The sequence below is a fragment of the Veillonella parvula genome (assembly GCF_018366295.1).
Classification (GTDB): domain Bacteria; phylum Bacillota; class Negativicutes; order Veillonellales; family Veillonellaceae; genus Veillonella; species Veillonella parvula_P.
The window spans coordinates 167,337-189,371 of the sequence record NZ_JAGZIJ010000002.1 but is presented as its reverse complement, the minus strand read 5'-3'; the positions used below and the strand labels follow the sequence as shown (position 1 = coordinate 189,371).

The window sequence follows — 22,035 nt, the reverse complement described above, 5'->3', positions numbered from 1 at the left end:
GTTTGAGAGTAGTGTAATTCTGTAAACCTCTAAAACCCCTTATCATACTGATATCCGACTGCATTCGTTTGAGAGTAGTGTAATTCTGTAAACCTCTAAAACTCATTAATGAGGAATAAGCTCAAATCTGTAGTTTGAGAGTAGTGTAATTCTGTAAACCTCTAAAACAAAACTACAGGATATGAACCGAGCTTTCTGGTTTGAGAGTAGTGTAATTCTGTAAACCTCTAAAACTCCGTAGAAGTGCTGAAAGGGCTGCCTGATGTTTGAGAGTAGTGTAATTCTGTAAACCTCTAAAACTGAAATAATTAGACACCCTTTACCTAACGCGTTTGAGAGTAGTGTAATTCTGTAAACCTCTAAAATGCGATTGGGATTATGCAAAACTAGCAGAGGGTTTGAGAGTAGTGTGATTCTGTAAACCTCTAAAACGAGCAAATTAGATCCTTCTTTAAAGATTTGGTTTGAGAGTAATGTAATTAGAATTTAGTAGATTATAAATTTGTGAAATGACATAAAAAGCCGAGCTACCTTGTTTTAGTAGCTCGGCTTTATTTGTTAATTTATATATTTATATAATATGATGCTTATTGTATCGTATATTAGTTCGCTCTATAATAGATTTAGGATAGTTAGACGAGGTTGGGACTCTCTTCGTTTTTGAAGGGAGGGATAAGTCTATGAGCGATTATGAAATAATCATGCTCCTGTTACAAGTAATGGCTATTGTTATTGCTTTTGGGGCTTTAATAGCACTTATTTGCCTTACAAGAAGCAAATAGCCCTCCGTTGCCTAGTGTAACTAGATAACTGAAAGGCCATTTCCTAATGTTTTACTGATTTAGAGATGAGCCTGACGGCACTACTCGTCTGACTATCTACCTATATTATAGGGATAAAGATTTATATCGTCAAATTGAGATAAACCTTATAAATATCAATATAGGTAAATCCTATATACTAAATTATAAAATTATAAAATTATTAATCATAGGCACAGCCTTATCTGCATAGTATACTTATGTTAACAAGGTTGTGCTTATTTATTTTATAAAAATTGAGAGAGGGTACTATGTTACGTAAAAGTGTAATTATGATGGCACTAGCAACTGCTTTCACCATAAATGTAAGTGCTGTACAGATTGAAGTGCCAGCCGGACAGCCACCTATGCCTGGGGCGGATGCGAGTATTCCTGCTAATGCGTATGAAGATTATCGACATATTAATAAGGTGGCGGAGCAAGAGGTAGAGTCATATATTCAATTTGTAGAATCGAAGTCTGTAAATCCGGCATCGAAACTGGATAAGTTATATCGAGAACGGTCTGGTTTTGTTAAGGCTTCGGAGCTTGCAGATTATTCGCAGTCTACAGTTGTGTTGCTTCATGAAGGGGATAAGAATATCAGATTATCCGTACCAAATGTTAGCTTACGGGGTGATGTTGTAGAGTCTCCATCCGGAAAACAAGGGCCCTTGTTTGCTGTTCGAAGCCTTAGTGCGTTTTTAGTTGTCGGTCCACCGCATGCTAAAGAGCTTAATAAATATTCTGAAAGTAAAGGAAAATATATGTATCCAGGATTACGGAACACATCTTGGAAGCTCATGTCAAATAATGCCCATGTAATGTATACGGAATTTACACCAAATGATACAAATACATCTTATGGCATTACCTATGGCGGTTGGGTAAATACAGAGGATCCATATCAAGATAAAGCGCCTGAAGTGGTGATGAGTAATTATATTATTCCATCTATCGAATCATTATCTGGATTAGATGCTTATACTAATATTGAGCATTGGGGTAATTTTAACTATCGTATTCCTAAAACGGCTAAGCTCATCAGTGAAACTGTGGAAGACGAGACATATGATGTAAGAACCTATGAGGATACAGGATTTAAAATGCGGGTAATACGTAGCTTAATCAAGAAAGAAAAGCCAGATGTAACGATTATTAAGATCCCAACATTATATTTTTTACATAAATATAATGATTTAGACACACCTACACAGTATGCAGTAGTATGGAACAATGGGATTGCAGGCTCTTTAGTTGATTCCTATAAGCCTAATAGTGAATCCTATCTTCGTCATGTTGTGAGAGATTCTGTATACGTTTACAGTTATCGTATTAATTATGATGAAAGTAAAACATCTTATACACATAAACAACTGAGAGATATGATCGAATATGTGGGCTTTGATGATGCGGCAAGATTACGAAAAGAGCCACAATGGCGAGAAGAAGGGTCTTATAAGGAGAAACTTGAAGAGAGCCCAGTATTTATACCGTGGTATATGGAATGGATTAATATATTAACTCAATAAGAAATGTAGTTTTAAAGTTTTTATGGTGTAAGCGATTACCGCCAGCTTTTAATTCATAGAATTAGCTCGGCTTTTATTACTGTATTCATATATTTGTATAATATAATACTTATTGTATCGTATATTAGTTCGCTATATAATAAGCATAGGATAGTTAGACGAGGTTGGGCCTCTCTTCGTCATCGAAGGGAGGGATAAGCCTATGAGTGATTATGAAATAATCATGCTCTTATTACAGGTGATAACTGTGGTTATTGCTTTTGGAGCTTTAATAGCGCTTATTTGTCTCACAAAAGACAAATAGCCCTTCGTTATCTTAGATGATTCGATAACTGAAAGGCCATTTCTCAAGCTTTTTTGTTTTCAGAGATGAGCCTGACGGTATGACTCGTCTGACTATCTACCTATATTATAGGGGTAAAGATTTATATCGTCAAATTGAGATAAACTGGAGGTTCTTATGAAAGCATTTGAAACAAAGGATTATAAAGCTTTTACCATGTTTGAGAATCGTTGGGCTCTTGTTACGGCTGGAATGCTTGATGATTTTAATACATGTACGGTTAGTTGGGGCAGTATGGGCAACATATGGGGCCCTAATGGTGGCGATATATCCACTGTGACGGTGTACATCCATCCAGCGCGTTACACTCAAGAGTTTATGGCTAAATATGATACTTTTACAGTTAGTTTCTTCCCTGAAAGCTATCACAAGGCTCTTGGTTATTTAGGTTCTCATTCTGGCCGCGACGAAAATAAGGTGGCAAATTCTGGCCTAACACCAGTTGTGGCAGGCGATGGGGTAACTTTCAAAGAAGCAGAGTTAACTTTTGTATGTAAAAAGCTATATGAACACCAATTCGATGAAGCCTATTTGGCAGAAAAGGTAAAAGATTATTACGCATCTAATCCTGCTGTATATACACAAGCTGGGCATGATCGTTGGGAACCACATTATATGTACATTGGCGAAGTAGTTGACGCCATAGAGGACTAGTCTGTCCACATAACAAATGAAGACATACATACAATTCTTTGGGATACCGTGAATGCTGCATCTTAACTAAGTATATTTTAGTTTTCTAGTACTAAAAAAGTCGAGCTTCTATCGTTTAGTTGCTCGACTTTTGTTAGTTAATTTATATATTTGTATAATATAATGCTTATGAAAGCTATTTTATAATGGTGTTGATATAAATCGTCTATGCTTCTGGAAATAGAACGTGTTCTTGCATTTTAAAACTAGGATTATTGGTAGAGTCAAAGAACTCAATCATATTTCGTAATTTTTGAACCTCTTTAGCATGTAAAAAACTTGGATAAAAGATGATATAGGTAAAGCTATAGGTCCCATCATAGGAGTTAAAGGTTAGGATGTGATCATCCTTATTAGGTTCATAGCTGTGTATGGATAGACCAGGGATGTTATTGTTCCATACAACTGAGTAATTGATATAGTCTGATGCTGATGGATGGTAACGGTAAATATCCCAGAACGTATTTAAATCAGTTTTAAAATTGTAATGACCGTTTATAACAAGTTCGTGCGCATATGGGTTTCTAGGAACATTGTCAGTAGAAACAAAGAATGTTATATCTCCTTTTTTGTAGTATCTAATATCTTGGTGTTCAGAGCCCTTACTTTCACCTTCGTATATGGCGTCTTTTGGTACGCGGTATTGTACACCGTTTAAGCTTTCTATGCGTGAATATTGATTTAATTCATTTAGGTTTTGTACAGAGGGAAGCACATAATTAGCCAATAATTTATCTGTAGGAACCTTGTTCAGAACGGGGTTGTTATCATAATAGACAAACCCTGCGTGATATAAGGGATGACGCATGTTATAGCCCTTAAATTTAAAATTAATCGTGTCGATGGTGAGCGTTGCTTTTTTACCGTTTTCAAAGTGTGGCATCTTCATGCTATCCCAAGTGCTGTAGGTAACAGTAGGATATGAAAATACAGTACCCTTTATATCAGAAATCTGTTTTGAGGACTTTCGTTTTGCATTGTCTTGCAAGAAATTACGGACGTCTTTGTCTGTTAGCTTTTCATAAGCTGTTTTGGTGTTACGCCAGTCGTAGTCTTTAAAATCTGCGTAGTCAATTTCTAAATTGAGACTTCCATTATTGGTTAACACTCGATAGTCCTCAATGGTTCGACTTGGATTTTGGTAACGTCCTATATGATAATCACTTTTTATGCCTGCTACGGGGAATGAAAGGCGAATTTGGTTGTATTGATCATGAACGGAAATGACCGTATTATGGTAATGTTGACCGCGATATATAGAGGCTGCTTTAGTATACTTAATTTCGTTTTTATTAATACCGTTAGCCTTGTCCGTTAACTTTAATGTTTTCACATAGTTTGCTACATCCTTTTCAATATCAGGGTTTGTGGTTTGGTAGTTTACGTAGGCATCCTTTGGAATCTTCGAATCTGCACCAGGAATATTAACATCGATGGCTCCTATTGGTGATAATATAGTGCTCATGATGAAAGTACACGCTAATAGTGGTAGTTTAGTCATGGTGGTATCTCCCGCTTACATTTCTGTATTTATTGGTATTGTAGTAATCCGTAGGTTATGTTATTAAGTATAATTATATAACTAAATGACTATATTTTTAAGTGACATGGAGCGTGTTTTGCTTACATGCTACTACTTCCTGTAGGACATTCTTTGATGCAAGATAGTCGTCCTATCGTATGGTATATGACTGTCAGCAATCGTGATGCCGTGACTGCCCGTGGCATTGCTGTTGGCGATTCCTTGAAAAAAGTGATGGACATCTATGGCCGTCCTGATTTTATAGACTTTAATAATCGATGGTTCTATGGATATCTACGCTATAACAGTGACAATATTGTAGGTATATTTTTCGAGCACAATGGCAGCAAGGTGACGAAAATTATTATTAGTGATAATTAAGTTCCATTTTTAGATAAGATTATTGATAGGGGTATTTATAGAGGGGATTATGTATGGGGGTAAATGCTAAGGTTGATTTTTATAATACAGAGATAGATAAATTATTTTTAGTATGGAAATTAAAGGATGCCTCTCATGATATTAACCATGATGCAGATGGATTTATAAGAGATGGTATTATTAACCCAAGTACATGGTTTTATTCGAATTGCAGACCTTTGTTTATTTTAAAAGAAGCTTATAATGGTAATGGCTCTAACGATTCGTGGGATTTGTGCGAATGGATTCGTAGCGACTTAGAAGGTGTTAGTAAAATTAATACATGGATGACAATTTCTTTGTGGGCTCAAGGTATTATACATACAGATGTAGAGACGTTACATCATTTACCAAATGAAGATGAGCAAAAAAAGACAGGAGTGTCCTATTTAGATAAGATTGCTATTGTAAATTTACGTAAAAGTGGGGGGCAAAAGACATCTAATCATGCTGTATTAAAGGAATATGTTGAGTTTGATAAATTTGAGTTAAGAGATGAGATTGGTTTTATTCAGCCTACAGTTATCATTTGTGGTGGAACATTTAGATATTTAAGCGACATATTTGGTGAAAATTTAGTATGGGTAGGAGATGATCCATATATAAACTTAAATAATACAAATATTCTTGTTCTTGATTATTATCATCCTGCCTGTAGATTTCCAAAATTGATGAAATACTATGGATTAGTGGGTAAGTATCAAAAAACGTTGTTAAGAAGAGGAAATATGCTATAATTAAAATACTGTTTATAAATTTAGAGAGTGTGTTTATTATGCATGTAGTGAAGCCCTTATTATGGCTATTAGAACCGTATATCGTATACAAAGCCTATTTGTGGGGTGCCCGTTTCATGGCACAACCCTTCACGTGGGAAGGCGAATTAGATTGGTTTGCTTTTATGTTAACCCTATTGCTCGTCATTGATGTGGTGGCGTTGCCCTTAGTGATCTTCTATTGCCCTGGTTTGAATCCTGGGGTACGTGTTCCAGACTGGATTCGCCGTTTAGGAACGCCTATTTACACCGTCCATAATTGGCTTGATAGTAAGGTGGGTGGCGACACATCTACGCCGATTGTATGGCTTCGTAAAGCCTTGCATTCCTTGCTTTTATTCATTTATTATTTAGTGCCATTTTACGTGGGTGGTTATCTCGTAATGGGCCTCGTAGTAGCGCTCATGTATGACGTCCTCGTATGGGCACATGGAGGTGTGTGATGACGACTTGTGAATGGCCGACGACGCCTTTATATCATGAATACCACGATTACGAGTGGGGCCGACCAATTCATGATGACCAACATCAATTTGAACATCTTTGTCTTGAAAGTCTCCAATGTGGTCTCAGTTGGCTTACGATTTTGAATAAACGGAACATCATTCGAGAATGCTTTGATCATTTTGATATTGATGCGGTGGCTGCTTATGGTGAAAGCGACATTGAACGCATCATGCAGACGGAGGGGATGCTTAAGCATCGTCCTAAAATTGAAGCCATTATCAATAATGCTGCTGCTTTTAAACGTATTCAATCTGAATTTGGTTCGTTTTGTAACTATATTTGGGGATTTACAAATCATAAAACGATTATTTATGAAAACCATCCAGAAGGTCATTTTCCTACAAAGAATGGTTTATCTACGCGGATAAGCAAAGACTTAAAGCAGCGGGGCTTTAAGTTTGTAGGTCCTGTTACAATTTATTCGCATCTACAAGCTAGTGGCCTTATCAATGATCACGGTAAAGACTGTCCTTGCTTTGAGGAGATTAATAAAACAGCAGATATCGTACGGTTACCTGTAGACGATGAAGCGTAAGGGTGATAAGTATAAATTAGTTAACAATAGTTTTTATTCATACTTATGTTTACATAATTGAATTTGTTGTTATGTGGAATTGGGTGTACACTAAAGTCGATGAGGCGATAGCGACTCATCTCATGTCGGCCCGCTTTATATATAAACACATATACTCTCTCTCTCCTAAGCGGGTCTATCATTAGTTCTCTCTCAACGCTATAAACTATACAGAGCCTCTACCCTTATTGGGTAGAGGCTTTTTGCTGTATATAATGTTATGAAAGGAGCCATACTGTATTAGGGAAAGCTATAGCAGCATTAATCAGGCTATATGTATGGTCCTAAAAAACTTTAATTAATCCAATTTCAACTATATATTTTATGCTATATAAATTGATTTGTTTCGATATAGTTGTTATACTGAAGTAAATTGATAGTGTTACTTTCACAATTAAAGAAGGGAAATATATGATTGGTTTGGGAACGGCCATTAATGTTGGCCTCATTATAGCTGGCAGCCTATGTGGCCTCGCGTTTGGTCGCTTTATGAAAGAAAATTTAAAGCAAACGCTCATGATTGTGAGCGGTATTATCGTGCTTCTCCTCGGTATGAGCGGGGCCATGCAGTATATGCTCGTCATTGTCAATGGATCTCTACAAACAACGGGCCCTCTATTGATGATTATTAGCATGGTTGTAGGTGCCGTTATTGGCGAAATTATTGACCTCAATCATTGGATTACCGTATTTGGTGACTGGGTGAAAGCTCGCACTGGCAACGCTGGTGATCCAAAGTTTACGCACGCCTTTATCACGGCATCTTTGACGTTTACCGTAGGTGCTATGGGTGTACTTGGTTCCATTCAAGATGGCCTTACTGGAAATTATCAGACATTACTTTTAAAAGGCATCCTCGACGGCATCATCGTTATGGTTATGGTATCCTCTATGGGTAAAGGGGCGCTGTTCTCCTTTATTCCTGTAGGTATTACGCAATGGCTCATTACGGCTATGGCACATATTGCAGCGCCGTTGATGACACCTAGTGCCATCGATAACCTATCCTACGTTGGATCTATTCTAATTTTCTGCGTTGGTATCGACCTCATCTGGCCTGGTAAAGTACGTATTGCAAACCTTTTGCCAGCCATCTTCGTGGCAATGGGTCTTACATTTTTGCTATAACTAGTATTATAAATAATACATAGATTTTTATAAGAGACCTATATTCTCTGAACCTTTGATGTGTACTTTGTACATGATACGGTCGAGGTTGTAGGTCTTTTTACTTTTTAAAATCAATTTAGTTGAGGGGGAAATAATGATAGTTTTAGTTCAATTATGATGATAGGTTAAATTTATTACATTCCGAAATAGGTGACCAATAGAGTCATCGCGAGTGTAGGATTTAGATAATGTTTTATAGAATCTTTTTACCAAAATTGTTTGTAGAATAATTTTAATTTTATACATAGTTATTCTTCAAGTATATGTTATTGAATTATACCTGTTTAACAGGTATAATCAAAGGAGAGATTCTATGATTATCGGATTTGTAGATTATCATTAATAGAGAGGAAATTAATATGGAAAAGTTTATTCCTACACCTACCATTAGTGAAATATTAAAAGAAGAGTTTATGGATCCATTAGGACTATCTGCATATCGATTGGCTAAGGATATACATGTGCCTGTTTCACGGATTCAAGAAATATTGAATGGTACACGATCTATTTCAGCAGATACATCGTTGCGTTTAGCGAAATACTTTGGTGTTTCGGAAGGGTATTTCTTGCGTTTACAGATGGATGTTGATTTGCGTACAGCAAAACTTAGTGAGGGGATGGATGAAGTATTATCCTCTATTACACATTGTGCTTCATTAGAACCCGTAGACTGTCAATAAGAGATTGATAGTTTTCGATGTGTTTGGTACAATTATCTTAAATTAGTAAGTTGTTACAACATTGAATATTGATATAAGGAGAACCTATGTTATTCGTTGAATATCCTAAATGCACAACATGCAAAAAAGCAAAGAAATTCTTAGATGATCACAAAATTAAGTACACAGATCGTGACATCAAGTCCGAAAATCCTACAGCAGAGGAAATCGCTGCTTGGTATCCACAATCTGGCAAGGATTTGAAAGCATTCTTTAATACTTCTGGTATGATTTACCGTGAACAACAATTAAAGGATAAATTGCCGAACCTTAGTGAAGAAGAAAAACTAGCTTTATTAGCATCTAATGGCATGCTTGTAAAACGTCCTATCTTGGTTCTTGAAGACAAAGTACTCGTTGGATTTAAAGAAGCAGAATGGGTTGAGGCGTTGAAGCTCTAATTTCATATTAGTTAACCGAAAGAACAGGTCCCTAAAAGCCTCCATAGCGAGCTAAGTCGTTTTTAGGGACCTGTTCTTTCTACTTTTTTAATAAAGAAATTAGAGCTCACAACTAGGACCTATTAAAATAGCCTACAAAGCGAGCTAAGTCGTTTTTAGAGATAGGTCCGTTCCTTTTTTATACAATATGAAATTAGAGTAACAACTGGGGCTCTCATTTATCAAAAATTTTGATTTGTATATAACTTATATATTTTGTATAATATTTACACAATAGATATACCCCTATGGGTACTATAAAAATTTAGAATAGAAACAAAAGGTACTTCAGATCGGTAGTTGATTACTATTAGGTTAATATTAGTACGATATTAACACAAGATTAGTGTCATAGTGCATGGGTGTACCTTACTATTTAATAAATTGTTTTGTATTTTATTTCCGGATTAAGTAAGGCCGGTATCTCATTTATAGAGAGGTCTATATGAAGTTTTTACAGTCTTTATCAGCGCAGGTTTCTCTGCGTACGCAGGGGGCTATTTTGGCACTCGGCTTGTTATTTATTATATTAGATGCGCTTACGGAGCCTATGAACCCAGCTATTGATTTGGCGTGGGTAACGGTCATCATTTGTGGCTTGCCATTGCTCATTAACAGCGTGCAAAGTATTTTGGATCATTTAGAGATTCATGCTAATTTTCTCATCGTGATAGCCATGGTGGCGCTTATTGCGATTGGAGATTACCATACGGCGGCTTATGTAGGACTCATCGTACATGGTGGCTTTTTCTTAGAGCAGCTTATTACGGGTGACGTACATTATACATTGGATGATGATATGTTGCCGACCATGCCTACACAGCTTGTAGCCTTGCGTCAGGGCATTAACAATTATTCATCTGTTATTGTTGTGGCTGTTATGTTGCTTTCCATGGGTTCCTATGCATTGACGCAGAACTTTATGCATACCATTACATTGCTAGTTATCCTTTGCCCATGCTCTTTGGAACTCGTTCTTGTGGCACTCATGATGGGTTCTCTCGTAGATGAAAACTCTCCAACAGCGGGGCTTTCAAAAGAGGCAAAACAATGCCATTTGGGCCTACTTATCGTGTCTATTTTGTTCCACGTTGCCATCATCGGTGCTGGTGTGTTAGGATCTATCAATCCAGTAACAGCTGCTGCATTACATGGCTTGGCTCGACTTGGTCTCGTGTATAATTTGAAAGTATTAAACGGTTCCTTGTGCGTCGCATAAATAATTAAACTCCCCTAGTAATCATAAGTATTACTAGGGGAGTTTTGTATATACAACAGTGAGTTGTACAGTACGTATTTATACATTACGTATTATACAGTACGTATTCTATTGTTGTCCTTTGTCTCCAAGGGTGAGGAGTAGGAATACGATGGATAGGATACATGCACCAACGAGGGCAATGAAACCACCATCCCAACCGTAGAGGTCAACCATGAGACCCATGAAAGCACCAGCACCGGCAGAACCGATGAGGTAACCAAGAAGGCCTGTAAGGCCAGTAGCTCCACCTGTTGCTACGCGTGGCACCATATCTGCTGCTTGAAGGCCAATCATCATAACAGGACCGTAGATGAGGAAGCCGATAGCGATGAGTGCTAAGTTATCGATGAGAATATTGCCTGCAGGGTTAAACCAGTACACGAGAATCGCCAAGATAACGAATAGCATGAAGCAAATTGTAGCTGGAGCACGACGGCCGCGGAATACGCGGTCACTCAAGTAACCACTTACGAGCATGCCTGGAATACCAGCCCATTCGTATAAGAAGTAAGCCCAACGGGAACCTTCTTTTGTGAAGCCTTTCACAGCGGTTAAATAGGTCGGTGCCCAGCTAACTACGCCGTAACGGATGAAGTATACAAAAATGTTTGCAATCGCAAGATACCATAAGTATTTATTATGCAAAATATATTTGTAGAAGATTTCTTTGAAAGTACTTTTTTCTTCATTTGCTGTATGTGTATGAACTACTTCATGTTTGTATTCTTCGATAGGCGGTAAGCCACAAGATTGAGGCGTATCTTTCAACAATACAAAGGTAATAATCGCTAACACGATAGAGATAAGGGCAGGGAAGAAAAAGATACTATGCCATGTACCGAATAGGTAGATGCCAAGCGTAGCAAGAGGAGCGATAATGCCGCCACCTAGGTTGTGGGACACGTTCCACCAAGACCACCAAGCACCGCGTTCGGAACGGGAGAACCAAGTTACCATGTTTTTCGCATATGGAGGGTAGCCCATACCTTGGAACCAACCGTTTAATAAGGCAAGAACACACATGATAGGAATACTGCTCATAACACCTGGTAAGGTGCCGAATAATAACATAACTAAAGCACTAAGCAATAGACCTACTGTGGAGAAGTATTTTGGGTTAGAGCGGTCAGACGCATTACCCATAACAAATTTACTTACGCCGTAAGCTACGGATAAGATGGTCATAACTATACCAAGATCCGCTTTGGTGTAGCCGTACTCAGCAATCATGTACGGAACAGCTAAACTAAAGTTTTGACGGATCAAATAGAATGTAGCATAACCAATAAATGTACCTGCAAAGACTTCGCGACGAAGACGTTTGTAGGTGGAATCGATTTGCGCCTCAGGTAAACGTTCAATATGAGGAGCAGGAGAGAAAATCGACATCGTTACACATCCTTTCTACAACATGTCATTTGTAATAATACCATGTAGGGTATGTAGTCGACTATACTTAATTTTCTATTATAATAAATAGTTATTAGAAAATTGAATTATGGATAACATTGATTAGGGTGAAATAGTATTGAATAGGTTGAAAATATCAAAATATCTTCTATGTAAAAATTATTAGATTTGCAAATACATATATGAATAACTGTTCATGCATTTGCGTAATGAGGCTATGCATGAATAATATAATCTCATTGAATCCGCATTTTTCCTGTACTTTTGAGTATATATGAATAATTGTACATATTTTGTTATTGACATAAGGTAATGCGAAAATCGTTAGCTTGGCTGATCGTTGGGCTACATGGATTGTAGTGATTGCGTTATTAGCCGCGGTTGGCACCTATGTGGTAACTGGAGAAATCATTCGTGCCGTAACCATCCTCGTTGTGTTCTGTCCTTGTGCTCTCGTATTGGCAACGCCGGCAGCGATAATGTAAAGGAAATTCCTCACTTAGTGGCATTATCTAAACGCATGATGACTACTATTAAAATTAATCTTTCTTTCTCCTTGCTTTTGAATTTCGTAGCTATCATCTTGGCAATGGTTGGTACTTTATCTCCAGTGTGGGGGGCCCTTGTTCATAACGGAGGGAGCCTTCTCGTAGTTGCAAACTCTGCATTACTATTGCGTTGGGCTTACAAATTTAATTACATAGTAGATGATGATCATTCCGTTCTCATGAACGCAGCTCGTAAACGCGTGTTTGAGGCTTAATAGTAGTTCATTATAAATATAAGTATGGAGTGTATGTATCGATTTGATTACTAAATCGATGAGCGTTAAAAAATAATATAGTCAATAAAAAGCGCTATCTATCCCTAAGGAAACTCAATTAGAGTTGTGGGATAGATAGCGCTTTTGTTTCACTTATAGTATGAAATCGATGGTTTCTAGTGTTGATTAATCAATATATGTTACAGGATAACCTTTGGCTTCGATTTCACGGCGGTTAAGACCATTTGGTAGATCTGGGTAGCCGATAGCGAGGCTAGCGTAGACTTTTTCGTCTTCGCTAAGACCTAGTTCACGCATTTTGGCTTGGATGCGTTCATTATCTTGAAGATGACGGATTTGGTTAACCCAGCAACTACCAAGGTCAAGTTCATTGCAAGCAAGCATCATGTTTTGCATAGCACATGACACGTCAGCAAAGTTGTTGGCATAGCTTGGTTTACTAGCCAATACGATGAGTACAGGCGCATTATAGTGGAATACAAATTTGCCTTCGGCGGACATCTTAATGATATTCACCATGTAAGGTAAAGTATTTTCTGTAATCGGCATTTTGCCGTATTCTTCTTGAATGAGTGTTACTAGTTCTTGAAGCACATCTTGGTTTGTAATGACCATGAAATGTGTTAATTGTGTATTACCGCCAGATGGAGCGCGGCGCCCAGAATCGAGGACTTGATTGATAAGTTCTCGAGATACTTGATCTGCTTTAAATTTACGTGTACTATGACGAGTTTTGATGCACTCTAAGGTGTTCATATAGGCCTCCTATTATAAGTTAGCTTTGATATAGAATTTCTTTTATTATACTACAAGGAAGGACCTAGTAGGGGGCGTATTTTTACTAAGTCATTTATTAGGAGACGGGCCTGCAACGAAAGAAGATTTCATTGAAAACAGAAGTTATAACTTTCTAATTTAATATCAAATTAATTTATAAATAAAGTAACAACTTTATGGTATGATTTTTACCCATAAATTCTATAGAAGCGCCTAATTCTTAACGAATAAGAAAATAAATATTAATTAATTGACAAATTTAAAAATATCTGTTCAAAGTGGGCTTTTTGCGTTGACTGTTTACCGTAAAATTGTGTACAATTAATTAGTAGATAATTGTGTGCATATGGAGGTAGAATATGGCAGAAATTGGTGTACTTGAAGGGTACAAACATAAAGAAGATGTTCCTGATTCAGAATATTTAAGATTGGAAAATCAATTGAGCTTTCCACTCTATGTAGTGGCAAAGGAAATTGTTAATGCATATCGTAATCACTTAGATCCTTTAAATTTGACATATACTCAATACATCGTAATGATGGCATTGTGGCAATATGGTGATTTATCCGTTAAGGAATTGGGACAAGTATTGCGCCTTGATTCCGGTACATTAACACCGCTTTTAAAGAAATTAGAAGCCAAAGCATTCTTGAAACGCAAACGCAGTCGTCAAGATGAACGCGTAGTTATGGTAACCCTTACTGATACGGGCAAAGCATTACGTGATGTAGCGGTTCATATACCACGCCGCTTGGCTGAATCGTCAGGTCCTATATTTGACGTAGAAGAGACACGTCAATTGCGTATGTTGCTTAATAAATTGCTAGAAGCAATCGATAACGCAAATGCAAAAACAGCAGAGAACATGAAGGGCTAATTTGATACAACCTCATATGCATATATTCTGTAACTTTGGAAATCTAAAAATTTTATTAAAAATGTGATATACTATACATATAGCGTATTGTATTCAAGTCATGTGAGAGTATGACTGATTCGTGATTTGCCCTCGTGGCACAAAGGAGATCATTATGAATAAAAATTTATTAGGTGCATTTGTATTAGCCGGTACATTATTAGTAGGTGGTGTTGCAAACGCAGAAAACTGGAATGGGTTAGCTAACTACCCAGAGGTTCCAAATAGTGCAAATGGTACAGAAACGTATTTCTTTGATAAAGCATCTGAGTTTAAAGGTATCGATAGCAGCCGTAACAACGTATTTGGTGTTAATGTGATTAACATGCATAATAACCAATACGGGGAAGCTACATTGTTCAAATATCTTGTTAATCCAAGCTTACATACTGTATATCGTTACGCTCCAGATGGTCAAGTTTACCAAATTCAACCTGGAACAAATGAGTTCAATATGTTCATGGCTGCTTGGAAAGAAGTATACGGCACAACTTTCGAATTCCCAGCGTTATAATCTGATGGCCCGTGCCGTAATAATTACATAACTATTGCTGGTGAAAGCTCCTTTAGGGCTTTCACCAGTGTTGTTTATGGAGGTTTTTTATGTCTAAATCTGAATTTGCTCAAGCCTATACGGAGCGTATGTTCCCTGATATTGCAGCCCCAGCAGGTTATATTGATCCAGAGTTTGAAGTATTGTTTGATAATTTTGCCTTTGATGAAGTCATCACCGAAGAAGGCCGTAATGTACCGGCAAAGGATCGCTTCTTAGCCATTCTCGCTACATTAGTAGGCGCCTCAGCTGTTGATGAATATGCATTAATGCTACCGGCAGCATTAAACTTTGGCCTTATTCCTGATGAAGTGGTAGAGCTCATTTATCAAGCGGTGCCCTATCTTGGCATCGGACGTGTGCGCCCATTCTTTAAGGTGACCAATAAGATTTTTGACTATCGAGGAGAGGCTATTGTTGATCCCTCTCGCAGCACTATTACTAGTGAGTCTCGTCTAGAAAAGGGCGTAGAAAAACAAGTGGAAATCTTTGGGGAGTCTATGCGCAATTCTTACCAAGAAGGGCCAGAAGATATTCGTCATATCAACAAATGGCTTGCCAATATGTTCGGCGATTACTATACGCGTAAAGGCCTTAGCGTGGCTCATCGTGAAATGATTACCTTCTGCTTCCTTGCGGCTCAAGGTGGCTGTGAATCTCAACTCAAGGCTCATGTACAAGGCAATTTGAACGTAGGAAACAGCAAACAATATTTGATTAATATCGCATCCCAATGCGTGCCGTATATCGGCTATCCTCGTACCTTAAATGCCCTTCGTTGTATTCAAGAAGGCTACACCGCATGGGAAGCTAAACAATAAAGGAGTTCTATGTTTGATTTAAATCCGGTTCAGATATTAGCAAGTATTCCTGCTATTATGATCGTTTTTTCTATCTTTGGATATGCAGAGGCAAAGGTAGCAACTTGGTTTGGTGATCCAACGCCACGTCTGGCGGGACGCCTCACATTGTCACCAATGGCACACCTTGATCTAATTGGTACCATCTGTATTATTCTTGTTGGCTTTGGTTGGGCAAAACCTATGTCAATTAATCCATCTTACTTTAAAGATCCACGACGTGATATAAGCTTGCTTGCCTTTGCAGGTCCTGTGGCAGGTCTTATAGCAGGCTTTATATTCACCTTTATATATATGCTCCTTGGAAAATTAGGCCTCATGGAGTCCCAAGGTCTTGCCATGGTTATGCAATATATTATTTTATATAGTATTGGCTTATCAATCTTCTGTTTGATTCCGTTCCCACCATTGCCTGGTTTTAATATTATCTTGCCGTGGTTGCCTACAGAGTGGCAGATGAGATATTACCAATTAGGGATGCTTAATTTATTATTCTTTATCATCCTTATTAACACACCCATTATTTCTATGGTTATTCGTCCATTACAACAAACGATATTTAAAATCTACTTTGCCATTATTGGGCTCATACTATAATTATATTTTGTGAAAGTTTCTACCATAAAGATAATATCTTTATGGTAGTTTTTTATAGTTTATAGATAGATTTAGCTTATCTTTACATATAATGTATTTGTAAATTTTTTTCGTTTTTTATAGTAACAATTTTACTTTTGACTGTTCTTTGGATTTTATATTAAAAACTATCGATATAGTTCCTCAATTGTGTTATAATAAATACAAAGATCGTAAATTTTCGATATATTAATATTACAGTGTATTATTAGATACTATCGATAGAGTAAATTGATCTGCTACATCGATATGTAAATCAATACACTAAATTGACACGTAAATCGATATATTAAATCGATACACTAAATTGATACTGTATATAGATATTCAAGTGAATAAATGAGGAATTACATATGAATTTTGAAGAAAATCAAGTGCCAGAGGCGATTCTGGACAAGCTTACAAAGGTGTGTACTTGCCGTAGCATTACGCGCAAAACGATTAAGGAAGCCATTTTAGATGGTGCTCACACGTTTCCACAAGTAAAAGAAGCAACTCGTGCTGGCACGGGCGCTTGCGGTGGCAAAGGCTGTGGACCTCGTATCGTAAAGCTCTTAGCGGAAATGAAAGAGCAAGGCAAAATTTAATTTGCAAAATGTAACATACACATTTTACACATCCAAAATGTAAGATACATAGTTTATACTCTAAAATGTAAACTATAATGTTTACACAACAAAAATGAAACATATAAAGATTGTTATTTGATTCTCTCAATGGATATACCCGTTGGGTTTTCGAGTAACAATCTTTTTGTTTTGTAAGATGCATGTACTATACTGCTGCTTGTCGTGTATTGATTATGTTGGGCTCGTTTATATTTTTTGATATACTATACATATTACTTTTTAGAGATTTAAGGGAGGTATGCATGTTTCGACGTTTCGTAGCAGCCATTATGATTGGTGCATTAGCAGTCACAACGGGTTGCGGTTTACATAATCCATTTACTTCAAAGGCAGAGCCTGTGACCTATGAGTCCGTGGCACAAAGCGAGCTTTCACCAGAGCAAAAGGTGGACAAGTTAGTGGCTAATATGTCCGATGCAGACAAGGTGGGCCAATTGTTGATGATTGGCATTCACGGCAAGACGTTGAATGATGATGCTAAATTCATGCTCAACGAGTACCGCGTGGGGGGCATCATTTTGTTTGATCGAAATATGGAGTCCAAGGATCAAGTTAAAACGCTCATTGCAGATATTAATAAGGCTGGTAAAAGCGCCGGTTTAACGCCATTGTTCCTCGGCATCGACCAAGAGGGCGGTGCAGTAGCGCGCATGGATGATAAGCTCATCAAGGTTCCTCCCGCTGAGGAGGTAGGCAAAATGCCCGTTGAGCAAGCTGTATCCTTGGCAAAACAGTCTGGTGCAGAACTAAAAGACTTGGGCTTTAACATTAACTTTGCTCCTGTGGCGGACTTAGGATTAACCTATGGTCGCTCTTATAGTACGAGCCCTGATGAGGTCGTTCGCTATGCAGGCGCCGTTGGCAAGGCTTACGATGAAGCGGGCTTGTGGTATTCCTATAAGCACTTTCCGGGCATTGGTAAGATCGATGTAGACTTGCACGCGGATACAAGCATCATTCCTGTATCTAAAGAAACATTGCTTTCAGAGGACACAAAGGTATTTATAGACCTCATCAAACAGTCTAAACCAAATACCTATACAATCATGGTGTCTCATGCGATGTACCCACAAATCGATCCAGACCATCCTGCTAGTTTATCGAAAGCAATCATTACCGATTGGTTGCGCAAGGACATAGGCTATAATGGCGTTGTGGTAACGGACGATATGGACATGGGGGCCCTTGCAAATCACTATACTTTTGGCGATATGGCGGTGCAATCCATCCTCGCCGGCAGTGATATCTTGCTCGTATGTCACGAATACGAACACATGCAAGAGGCTTATAACGGTCTTATGAAAGCCGTGAAAGACGGTCGTATCTCGAAAGAACGACTCGACGAATCGGTGAAACGGATTTTGCTTATGAAAATGAATAAAATTTCTTAGAATTTCTTATTTTAAGGAAGGAATTTTAAGAGTATATCACGAATATAGACAGTGGAAATACTATTCATGGACGGCGAATCTGAGTTGACACTTAATGGAGACAAACTTTAGAATCGTTACAATAGAAAAATATATAGTGTATACATAACGTGCTATCAAGGATTTTATTAAACCGATAGAGAATTAATAAGTAAAGTGATTCTCTGTCGGTTTATTTTTTTATTGTATAGTTTGTTTTGTTAGGAGTGAAGTATATGGCTCGCAGAATAATGTTGAACGGTACGTCCTATTTTGGACAAGGCGCGATTCAGGAGATTGTGAACGAAATTAAGAATCGCCATTTCAAAAAAGCCCTCGTTACATCTACGCCAGATTTATTTGAATTTAAAGTGGCTACAAAGGTTACGGATTTGCTTGATGCGGCAGGTATTGCTTATGAAGTCTACGACGGTATCAAACCAAATCCTACCATCGAAAACGTAACGGCTGGTGTTGAGGCTTGTAAAGCGGCTGGCGCCGATGTTATCGTTGCTGTTGGTGGCGGTAGCCCGATCGATACAAGCAAGGCGATTGCTACTATTATTACGAACCCTGAGTTCGCCGATGTACGCAGCCTTGAAGGTTTAGCGCCTACTAAGAATCCGTGCTTGCCAATCATCGCTGTTACTACTACATCTGGTACGGCTGCAGAGGTTACTATCAACTACGTTATTACAGACGTTGAAAAGAACCGCAAATTCGTTTGCGTTGATCCTCATGACATCCCAATCGTTGCCATCGTGGATCCTGATATGTCCGCGTCTATGCCAACAGGCCTTTGCGCTGCCACAGGTATGGATGCCCTCGTACACGCCGTAGAAGGTTATATCACAAAAGGTGCGTGGGAGCTAACTGATATGCTCCATTTGAAAGCTATAGAAATTATTGGTCGTTCCTTGCGTAGCGCTGTGGCTGGCGATTATGCAGGCCGTGAAGCCATGTCTTTAGGTCAATACATCGCGGGTATGGGCTTCTCCAACGTTGGCCTCGGCATCGTTCACTCCATGGCTCATCCATTGAGTGCTGTGTACGATATCCCTCATGGTAAGGCTTGTGCGATGCTGTTAACAGCAGTATTGAAATTCAATGCCCCTGCTACAGGTGAAAAATATCGTGAAATCGCTCGCGTTATGGGCGTTCCTAATGTAGATGCTATGGATGAAGCAACCTATCGTCAAGCGGCTATCGACGTAATTCAGAAATTAGCTGATGACGTAGGTATTCCTAAATCTCTTAGCGAAGCAGGCGTAAAACGGGAAGACATTCCATTCCTCGCTGAATCTGCTTTCAACGATGCATGTACTCCTGGTAACCCACGGGATGCCTCTTTAGAAGAAATAATCGGCATCTATGAATCCATATTCTAATTAGCGTCTTTACATATTTCAAATGCCTCCGAATGTGTAAAGAAAATACATTTACACACTTGTTTAACAAAACTAGCCATCTCTTTTTAGAGGTGGCTAGCTTTGTGTTTAAAGCGCTATCTATTGTTTTATGACTCGGACCTTTGACCTCGTGTTCAGTGAGAAAGCTATTTTTATACATAATCCTTTCTTGAAAATGGTGGTTTACATAAGTATACTAAGGATATGAATAGATAGTTTGACTGAGCGCTGAGCGATTTTGGTAGATGGCACTCTATGACTAGGTGCTTAGTTCAACTCGTTAAATCGCTGAGATGGTTACATGTGATGTTTAGATAGGTGTTAGATAGTAATGCTAAGGAGAATCTTATGAAATTATGGAAATTTAATAAGCGTAGTTCTACCTTGGCAGATATGTCTATGAATCGTGTACTTTTAACGGAGCTCATTGCAAAGGGGGCCCTTGTTGGGGTGATTGCAGGTTTCTTTGGGGCATCATACCGTTATTTGATACTTGAATCAGAGCATATCAGGTGGCATCTGATGGATGGCATTACTATGGAATGGGCCATAGGTTGGCTTGTGGCCATGGTCATTTTTGCTTTTATTGTAGATCGATTGCTCGTGTGGGCCCCATTATCCGGTGGTTCTGGTATTCCTCAAATTGAAGGGGAAATGCTAGGTCTATTTGACATGAAACCCTATCGGACACTAGTATCTAAAATGATTGGTGGCGTACTGACCGGCTTTGCAGGATTTTCCGTAGGTCGTGAAGGACCAGCCGTACAGATTGGTGGCTCTGCTGGGAAAATCGTGTCCTATTGGATGAATTCGGGGCTACGAGAACAGCGTATTTTGACATCTGCAGGTGCAGGGGCAGGCTTAACAGCCGCCTTTAGTGCGCCCGTATCGGGGGCGATGTTCGTCTTTGAAGAGGTACATAAAAGCTTTTATCCGTATCTTGTTGTGCCCACCTTTGTGGCGACCTTGATTTCTAACTATATTACGGTGAGTATCTTTGGTCTTACACCAGCACTGGGCTTTACAGTGACATCAGGGGTTCCTCTTGAATATTTTCCGATACTGCTCATGGTGGGTGTGATCATGGGGCTATGTGGCGTGTTATTTTGCCGTATGATTTTTGCTTTCAAGAGGTTCTTTGACTGGCTCAAATGTTCTCGATTCTTGAAATTAACTCTTACCTTCGTGGCGGTGGCGGCCATTGGCTTTGATTCGCAGCTCCTCTTGGGAGGAGGCAATGACCTCGTGGGTCAGCTTGCCTTTCAATCTCATGGCGTATTGCTCTTGGCGGGCATTGTGCTAGGCAAGATTTTGCTCACCACCTTCTGCTATGGCAGTGGTGCTCAAGGCGGTATATTTTTGCCTATGCTTGTTATAGGGGCCTCTGCAGGTGCTTTTTGTGAAAGCTTACTTTCAACATTAGGACTCATTTCTCCTGATTTTGTACCGCAATTTGTTATCTGTGCTATGGGTGGCATGCTAGCAGCCGCTATGCGGACCCCAATTTTGGCGATTTTACTCGTTCTTGAAATGACGAATAGTTTCTCTAATATTTATGCCATCGGGATTGTTACCCTCGTAGCATACCTTGTGGCGGAGCTTTTAAAAGAACCACCTATTTACGATTCCTTGTTGCAAGCCATGAGTGGTCAAAGCAATCTAGAGTCTGTGCAAACCTTCTTTCAAACGAAGGTGCCTGTGGTGGCAAATTATACAGATGTACAACTACAAGACTTAGCATTACCAGATGGTACACTCATCGTAAGCATTCGGCGTAACGGTACCTACATTGTGCCACTAGGAGACGTGAAACTCGAACCGGGGGATGAATTACAAGTCTCTTGTGAACGGGGCCGATTGAAGGCGGCGAAAGAATTTTTCCAATCAAATTAGC

22 protein-coding genes, 1 pseudogene and 1 CRISPR repeat array (1 of these 24 cut by a window edge) are annotated in these 22,035 nt (G+C 38.6%); of the genes and pseudogenes, 20 read left to right on the top strand and 3 right to left on the bottom strand.

What is annotated here, in order from left to right; translation table 11 throughout:
* A CRISPR array of direct repeats spans positions 1 to 432; the repeat unit is 36 nt; unit sequence GTTTGAGAGTAGTGTAATTCTGTAAACCTCTAAAAC; it reaches 858 nt to the left of the window's first position.
* 640 nt (positions 433 to 1,072) lie between these two features.
* Together KHY58_RS03905 and KHY58_RS03900 are read left to right on the top strand one after the other, a co-directional pair.
* Positions 1,073 to 2,332: a hypothetical protein gene (locus tag KHY58_RS03905; RefSeq protein ID WP_195213380.1), complete on the top strand. Its 1,260-nt coding sequence runs from the start codon at positions 1,073 to 1,075 to the stop codon at positions 2,330 to 2,332.
* A gap of 460 nt (positions 2,333 to 2,792) precedes the next feature.
* Positions 2,793 to 3,329 carry a flavin reductase gene (locus KHY58_RS03900; RefSeq protein WP_024061238.1) on the top strand — a complete coding sequence of 179 codons (537 nt, stop codon included), beginning with the start codon at positions 2,793 to 2,795 and terminating at the stop codon, positions 3,327 to 3,329.
* A gap of 205 nt (positions 3,330 to 3,534) precedes the next feature.
* On the opposite strand, the gene KHY58_RS03895 is transcribed toward KHY58_RS03900, so the two are convergent.
* Positions 3,535 to 4,869 carry a hypothetical protein gene (locus tag KHY58_RS03895; RefSeq protein WP_008601994.1) on the bottom strand — a complete coding sequence of 445 codons (1,335 nt, stop codon included), beginning with the start codon at positions 4,867 to 4,869 and terminating at the stop codon, positions 3,535 to 3,537.
* Between the two features lie 144 nt (positions 4,870 to 5,013).
* Here KHY58_RS03895 and KHY58_RS03890 point away from each other — a divergent pair.
* The 8 genes and pseudogenes from KHY58_RS03890 to KHY58_RS03855 all read left to right on the top strand — a co-directional run.
* Positions 5,014 to 5,271: pseudogene (locus tag KHY58_RS03890) on the top strand (TonB-dependent receptor); the annotation flags it as partial.
* Between the two features lie 53 nt (positions 5,272 to 5,324).
* Complete coding sequence (locus tag KHY58_RS03885; RefSeq protein WP_024061240.1) at positions 5,325 to 6,047, top strand: hypothetical protein; 723 nt, start codon at positions 5,325 to 5,327, stop codon at positions 6,045 to 6,047.
* Between the two features lie 38 nt (positions 6,048 to 6,085).
* A complete protein-coding gene (locus KHY58_RS03880) occupies positions 6,086 to 6,529 on the top strand; it encodes a hypothetical protein (protein ID WP_042977428.1) in 444 nt (147 codons plus the stop codon).
* Positions 6,529 to 7,128, top strand: a complete 600-nt coding sequence (locus KHY58_RS03875; protein ID WP_024061242.1) for a DNA-3-methyladenine glycosylase I — start codon at positions 6,529 to 6,531, stop codon at positions 7,126 to 7,128. The genes KHY58_RS03880 and KHY58_RS03875 overlap by 1 nt, the downstream gene beginning before the upstream one ends.
* A gap of 450 nt (positions 7,129 to 7,578) precedes the next feature.
* Entirely contained in the window at positions 7,579 to 8,295 is a 717-nt protein-coding gene (locus KHY58_RS03870; protein ID WP_008602003.1) for a DUF554 domain-containing protein, read from the top strand.
* Between the two features lie 401 nt (positions 8,296 to 8,696).
* Positions 8,697 to 9,017, top strand: coding sequence for a HigA family addiction module antitoxin (locus KHY58_RS03865; RefSeq protein WP_004694508.1), 321 nt, complete (start codon positions 8,697 to 8,699; stop codon positions 9,015 to 9,017).
* Between the two features lie 86 nt (positions 9,018 to 9,103).
* Complete coding sequence (locus KHY58_RS03860; RefSeq protein ID WP_004694510.1) at positions 9,104 to 9,457, top strand: Spx/MgsR family RNA polymerase-binding regulatory protein; 354 nt, start codon at positions 9,104 to 9,106, stop codon at positions 9,455 to 9,457.
* Positions 9,458 to 9,941: 484 nt separating this feature from the next.
* Positions 9,942 to 10,715 (top strand): hypothetical protein, encoded by a 774-nt coding sequence (locus KHY58_RS03855; protein ID WP_021148765.1) that lies wholly within the window; start codon positions 9,942 to 9,944, stop codon positions 10,713 to 10,715.
* Positions 10,716 to 10,823: 108 nt separating this feature from the next.
* Here the strand turns inward: KHY58_RS03855 and pgtP are convergent, their stop codons facing one another.
* Positions 10,824 to 12,146: a phosphoglycerate transporter protein PgtP gene (pgtP, locus tag KHY58_RS03850; RefSeq protein WP_012864979.1), complete on the bottom strand. Its 1,323-nt coding sequence runs from the start codon at positions 12,144 to 12,146 to the stop codon at positions 10,824 to 10,826.
* 350 nt (positions 12,147 to 12,496) lie between these two features.
* Between pgtP and KHY58_RS03845 the strand changes: the two genes are divergently transcribed.
* Positions 12,497 to 12,652 (top strand): hypothetical protein, encoded by a 156-nt coding sequence (locus KHY58_RS03845; protein WP_219565827.1) that lies wholly within the window; start codon positions 12,497 to 12,499, stop codon positions 12,650 to 12,652.
* Positions 12,613 to 12,930, top strand: a complete 318-nt coding sequence (locus KHY58_RS03840) for a hypothetical protein (RefSeq protein WP_278472104.1) — start codon at positions 12,613 to 12,615, stop codon at positions 12,928 to 12,930. The genes KHY58_RS03845 and KHY58_RS03840 overlap by 40 nt, the downstream gene beginning before the upstream one ends.
* 186 nt (positions 12,931 to 13,116) lie before the next feature.
* Here the strand turns inward: KHY58_RS03840 and KHY58_RS03835 are convergent, their stop codons facing one another.
* A complete protein-coding gene (locus tag KHY58_RS03835; RefSeq protein WP_024061572.1) occupies positions 13,117 to 13,707 on the bottom strand; it encodes a nitroreductase in 591 nt (196 codons plus the stop codon).
* A gap of 380 nt (positions 13,708 to 14,087) precedes the next feature.
* Here KHY58_RS03835 and KHY58_RS03830 point away from each other — a divergent pair, with 380 nt between their 5' ends.
* The 8 genes from KHY58_RS03830 to KHY58_RS03795 all read left to right on the top strand — a co-directional run bounded on the left by KHY58_RS03830 (position 14,088) and on the right by KHY58_RS03795 (position 22,034).
* Positions 14,088 to 14,606, top strand: a complete 519-nt coding sequence (locus KHY58_RS03830; protein WP_024061573.1) for a MarR family winged helix-turn-helix transcriptional regulator — start codon at positions 14,088 to 14,090, stop codon at positions 14,604 to 14,606.
* A gap of 154 nt (positions 14,607 to 14,760) precedes the next feature.
* Positions 14,761 to 15,159, top strand: a complete 399-nt coding sequence (locus KHY58_RS03825; protein ID WP_004694522.1) for a hypothetical protein — start codon at positions 14,761 to 14,763, stop codon at positions 15,157 to 15,159.
* An 89-nt stretch (positions 15,160 to 15,248) separates the two neighbouring features.
* Positions 15,249 to 16,019: a carboxymuconolactone decarboxylase family protein gene (locus KHY58_RS03820; protein ID WP_174892416.1), complete on the top strand. Its 771-nt coding sequence runs from the start codon at positions 15,249 to 15,251 to the stop codon at positions 16,017 to 16,019.
* Positions 16,020 to 16,028: 9 nt separating this feature from the next.
* Positions 16,029 to 16,655 (top strand): site-2 protease family protein, encoded by a 627-nt coding sequence (locus KHY58_RS03815; protein WP_004698228.1) that lies wholly within the window; start codon positions 16,029 to 16,031, stop codon positions 16,653 to 16,655.
* A 392-nt stretch (positions 16,656 to 17,047) separates the two neighbouring features.
* Positions 17,048 to 17,281, top strand: a complete 234-nt coding sequence (locus tag KHY58_RS03810) for a (2Fe-2S)-binding protein (RefSeq protein WP_004694527.1) — start codon at positions 17,048 to 17,050, stop codon at positions 17,279 to 17,281.
* A gap of 284 nt (positions 17,282 to 17,565) precedes the next feature.
* Positions 17,566 to 18,714, top strand: coding sequence for a glycoside hydrolase family 3 N-terminal domain-containing protein (locus KHY58_RS03805; RefSeq protein ID WP_278472097.1), 1,149 nt, complete (start codon positions 17,566 to 17,568; stop codon positions 18,712 to 18,714).
* Between the two features lie 254 nt (positions 18,715 to 18,968).
* A complete protein-coding gene (fucO, locus tag KHY58_RS03800) occupies positions 18,969 to 20,120 on the top strand; it encodes a lactaldehyde reductase (protein WP_004694531.1) in 1,152 nt (383 codons plus the stop codon).
* 369 nt (positions 20,121 to 20,489) lie between these two features.
* Entirely contained in the window at positions 20,490 to 22,034 is a 1,545-nt protein-coding gene (locus tag KHY58_RS03795) for a ClC family H(+)/Cl(-) exchange transporter (protein WP_278472095.1), read from the top strand.
* Position 22,035: the final 1 nt, after the last annotated feature.

Bases quoted from the DNA above. Each gene is read 5' to 3' on its own strand.
- KHY58_RS03885 (WP_024061240.1), top strand. From the start codon at position 5,325: ATGGGGGTAAATGCTAAGGTTGATTTTTATAATACAGAGATAGATAAA.
- KHY58_RS03865 (WP_004694508.1), top strand. From the start codon at position 8,697: ATGGAAAAGTTTATTCCTACACCTACCATTAGTGAAATATTAAAAGAA.
- fucO (WP_004694531.1), top strand. From the start codon at position 18,969: ATGGCTCGCAGAATAATGTTGAACGGTACGTCCTATTTTGGACAAGGC.
- KHY58_RS03825 (WP_004694522.1), top strand. From the start codon at position 14,761: ATGAATAAAAATTTATTAGGTGCATTTGTATTAGCCGGTACATTATTA.
- pgtP (WP_012864979.1), bottom strand. From the start codon at position 12,146: ATGTCGATTTTCTCTCCTGCTCCTCATATTGAACGTTTACCTGAGGCG.
- KHY58_RS03900 (WP_024061238.1), top strand. From the start codon at position 2,793: ATGAAAGCATTTGAAACAAAGGATTATAAAGCTTTTACCATGTTTGAG.
- KHY58_RS03895 (WP_008601994.1), bottom strand. From the start codon at position 4,869: ATGACTAAACTACCACTATTAGCGTGTACTTTCATCATGAGCACTATA.
- KHY58_RS03835 (WP_024061572.1), bottom strand. From the start codon at position 13,707: ATGAACACCTTAGAGTGCATCAAAACTCGTCATAGTACACGTAAATTT.
- KHY58_RS03905 (WP_195213380.1), top strand. From the start codon at position 1,073: ATGTTACGTAAAAGTGTAATTATGATGGCACTAGCAACTGCTTTCACC.
- KHY58_RS03880 (WP_042977428.1), top strand. From the start codon at position 6,086: ATGCATGTAGTGAAGCCCTTATTATGGCTATTAGAACCGTATATCGTA.
- KHY58_RS03795 (WP_278472095.1), top strand. From the start codon at position 20,490: ATGAAATTATGGAAATTTAATAAGCGTAGTTCTACCTTGGCAGATATG.
- KHY58_RS03860 (WP_004694510.1), top strand. From the start codon at position 9,104: ATGTTATTCGTTGAATATCCTAAATGCACAACATGCAAAAAAGCAAAG.
- KHY58_RS03870 (WP_008602003.1), top strand. From the start codon at position 7,579: ATGATTGGTTTGGGAACGGCCATTAATGTTGGCCTCATTATAGCTGGC.
- KHY58_RS03875 (WP_024061242.1), top strand. From the start codon at position 6,529: ATGACGACTTGTGAATGGCCGACGACGCCTTTATATCATGAATACCAC.
- KHY58_RS03820 (WP_174892416.1), top strand. From the start codon at position 15,249: ATGTCTAAATCTGAATTTGCTCAAGCCTATACGGAGCGTATGTTCCCT.
- KHY58_RS03855 (WP_021148765.1), top strand. From the start codon at position 9,942: ATGAAGTTTTTACAGTCTTTATCAGCGCAGGTTTCTCTGCGTACGCAG.
- KHY58_RS03805 (WP_278472097.1), top strand. From the start codon at position 17,566: ATGTTTCGACGTTTCGTAGCAGCCATTATGATTGGTGCATTAGCAGTC.
- KHY58_RS03810 (WP_004694527.1), top strand. From the start codon at position 17,048: ATGAATTTTGAAGAAAATCAAGTGCCAGAGGCGATTCTGGACAAGCTT.
- KHY58_RS03815 (WP_004698228.1), top strand. From the start codon at position 16,029: ATGTTTGATTTAAATCCGGTTCAGATATTAGCAAGTATTCCTGCTATT.
- KHY58_RS03830 (WP_024061573.1), top strand. From the start codon at position 14,088: ATGGCAGAAATTGGTGTACTTGAAGGGTACAAACATAAAGAAGATGTT.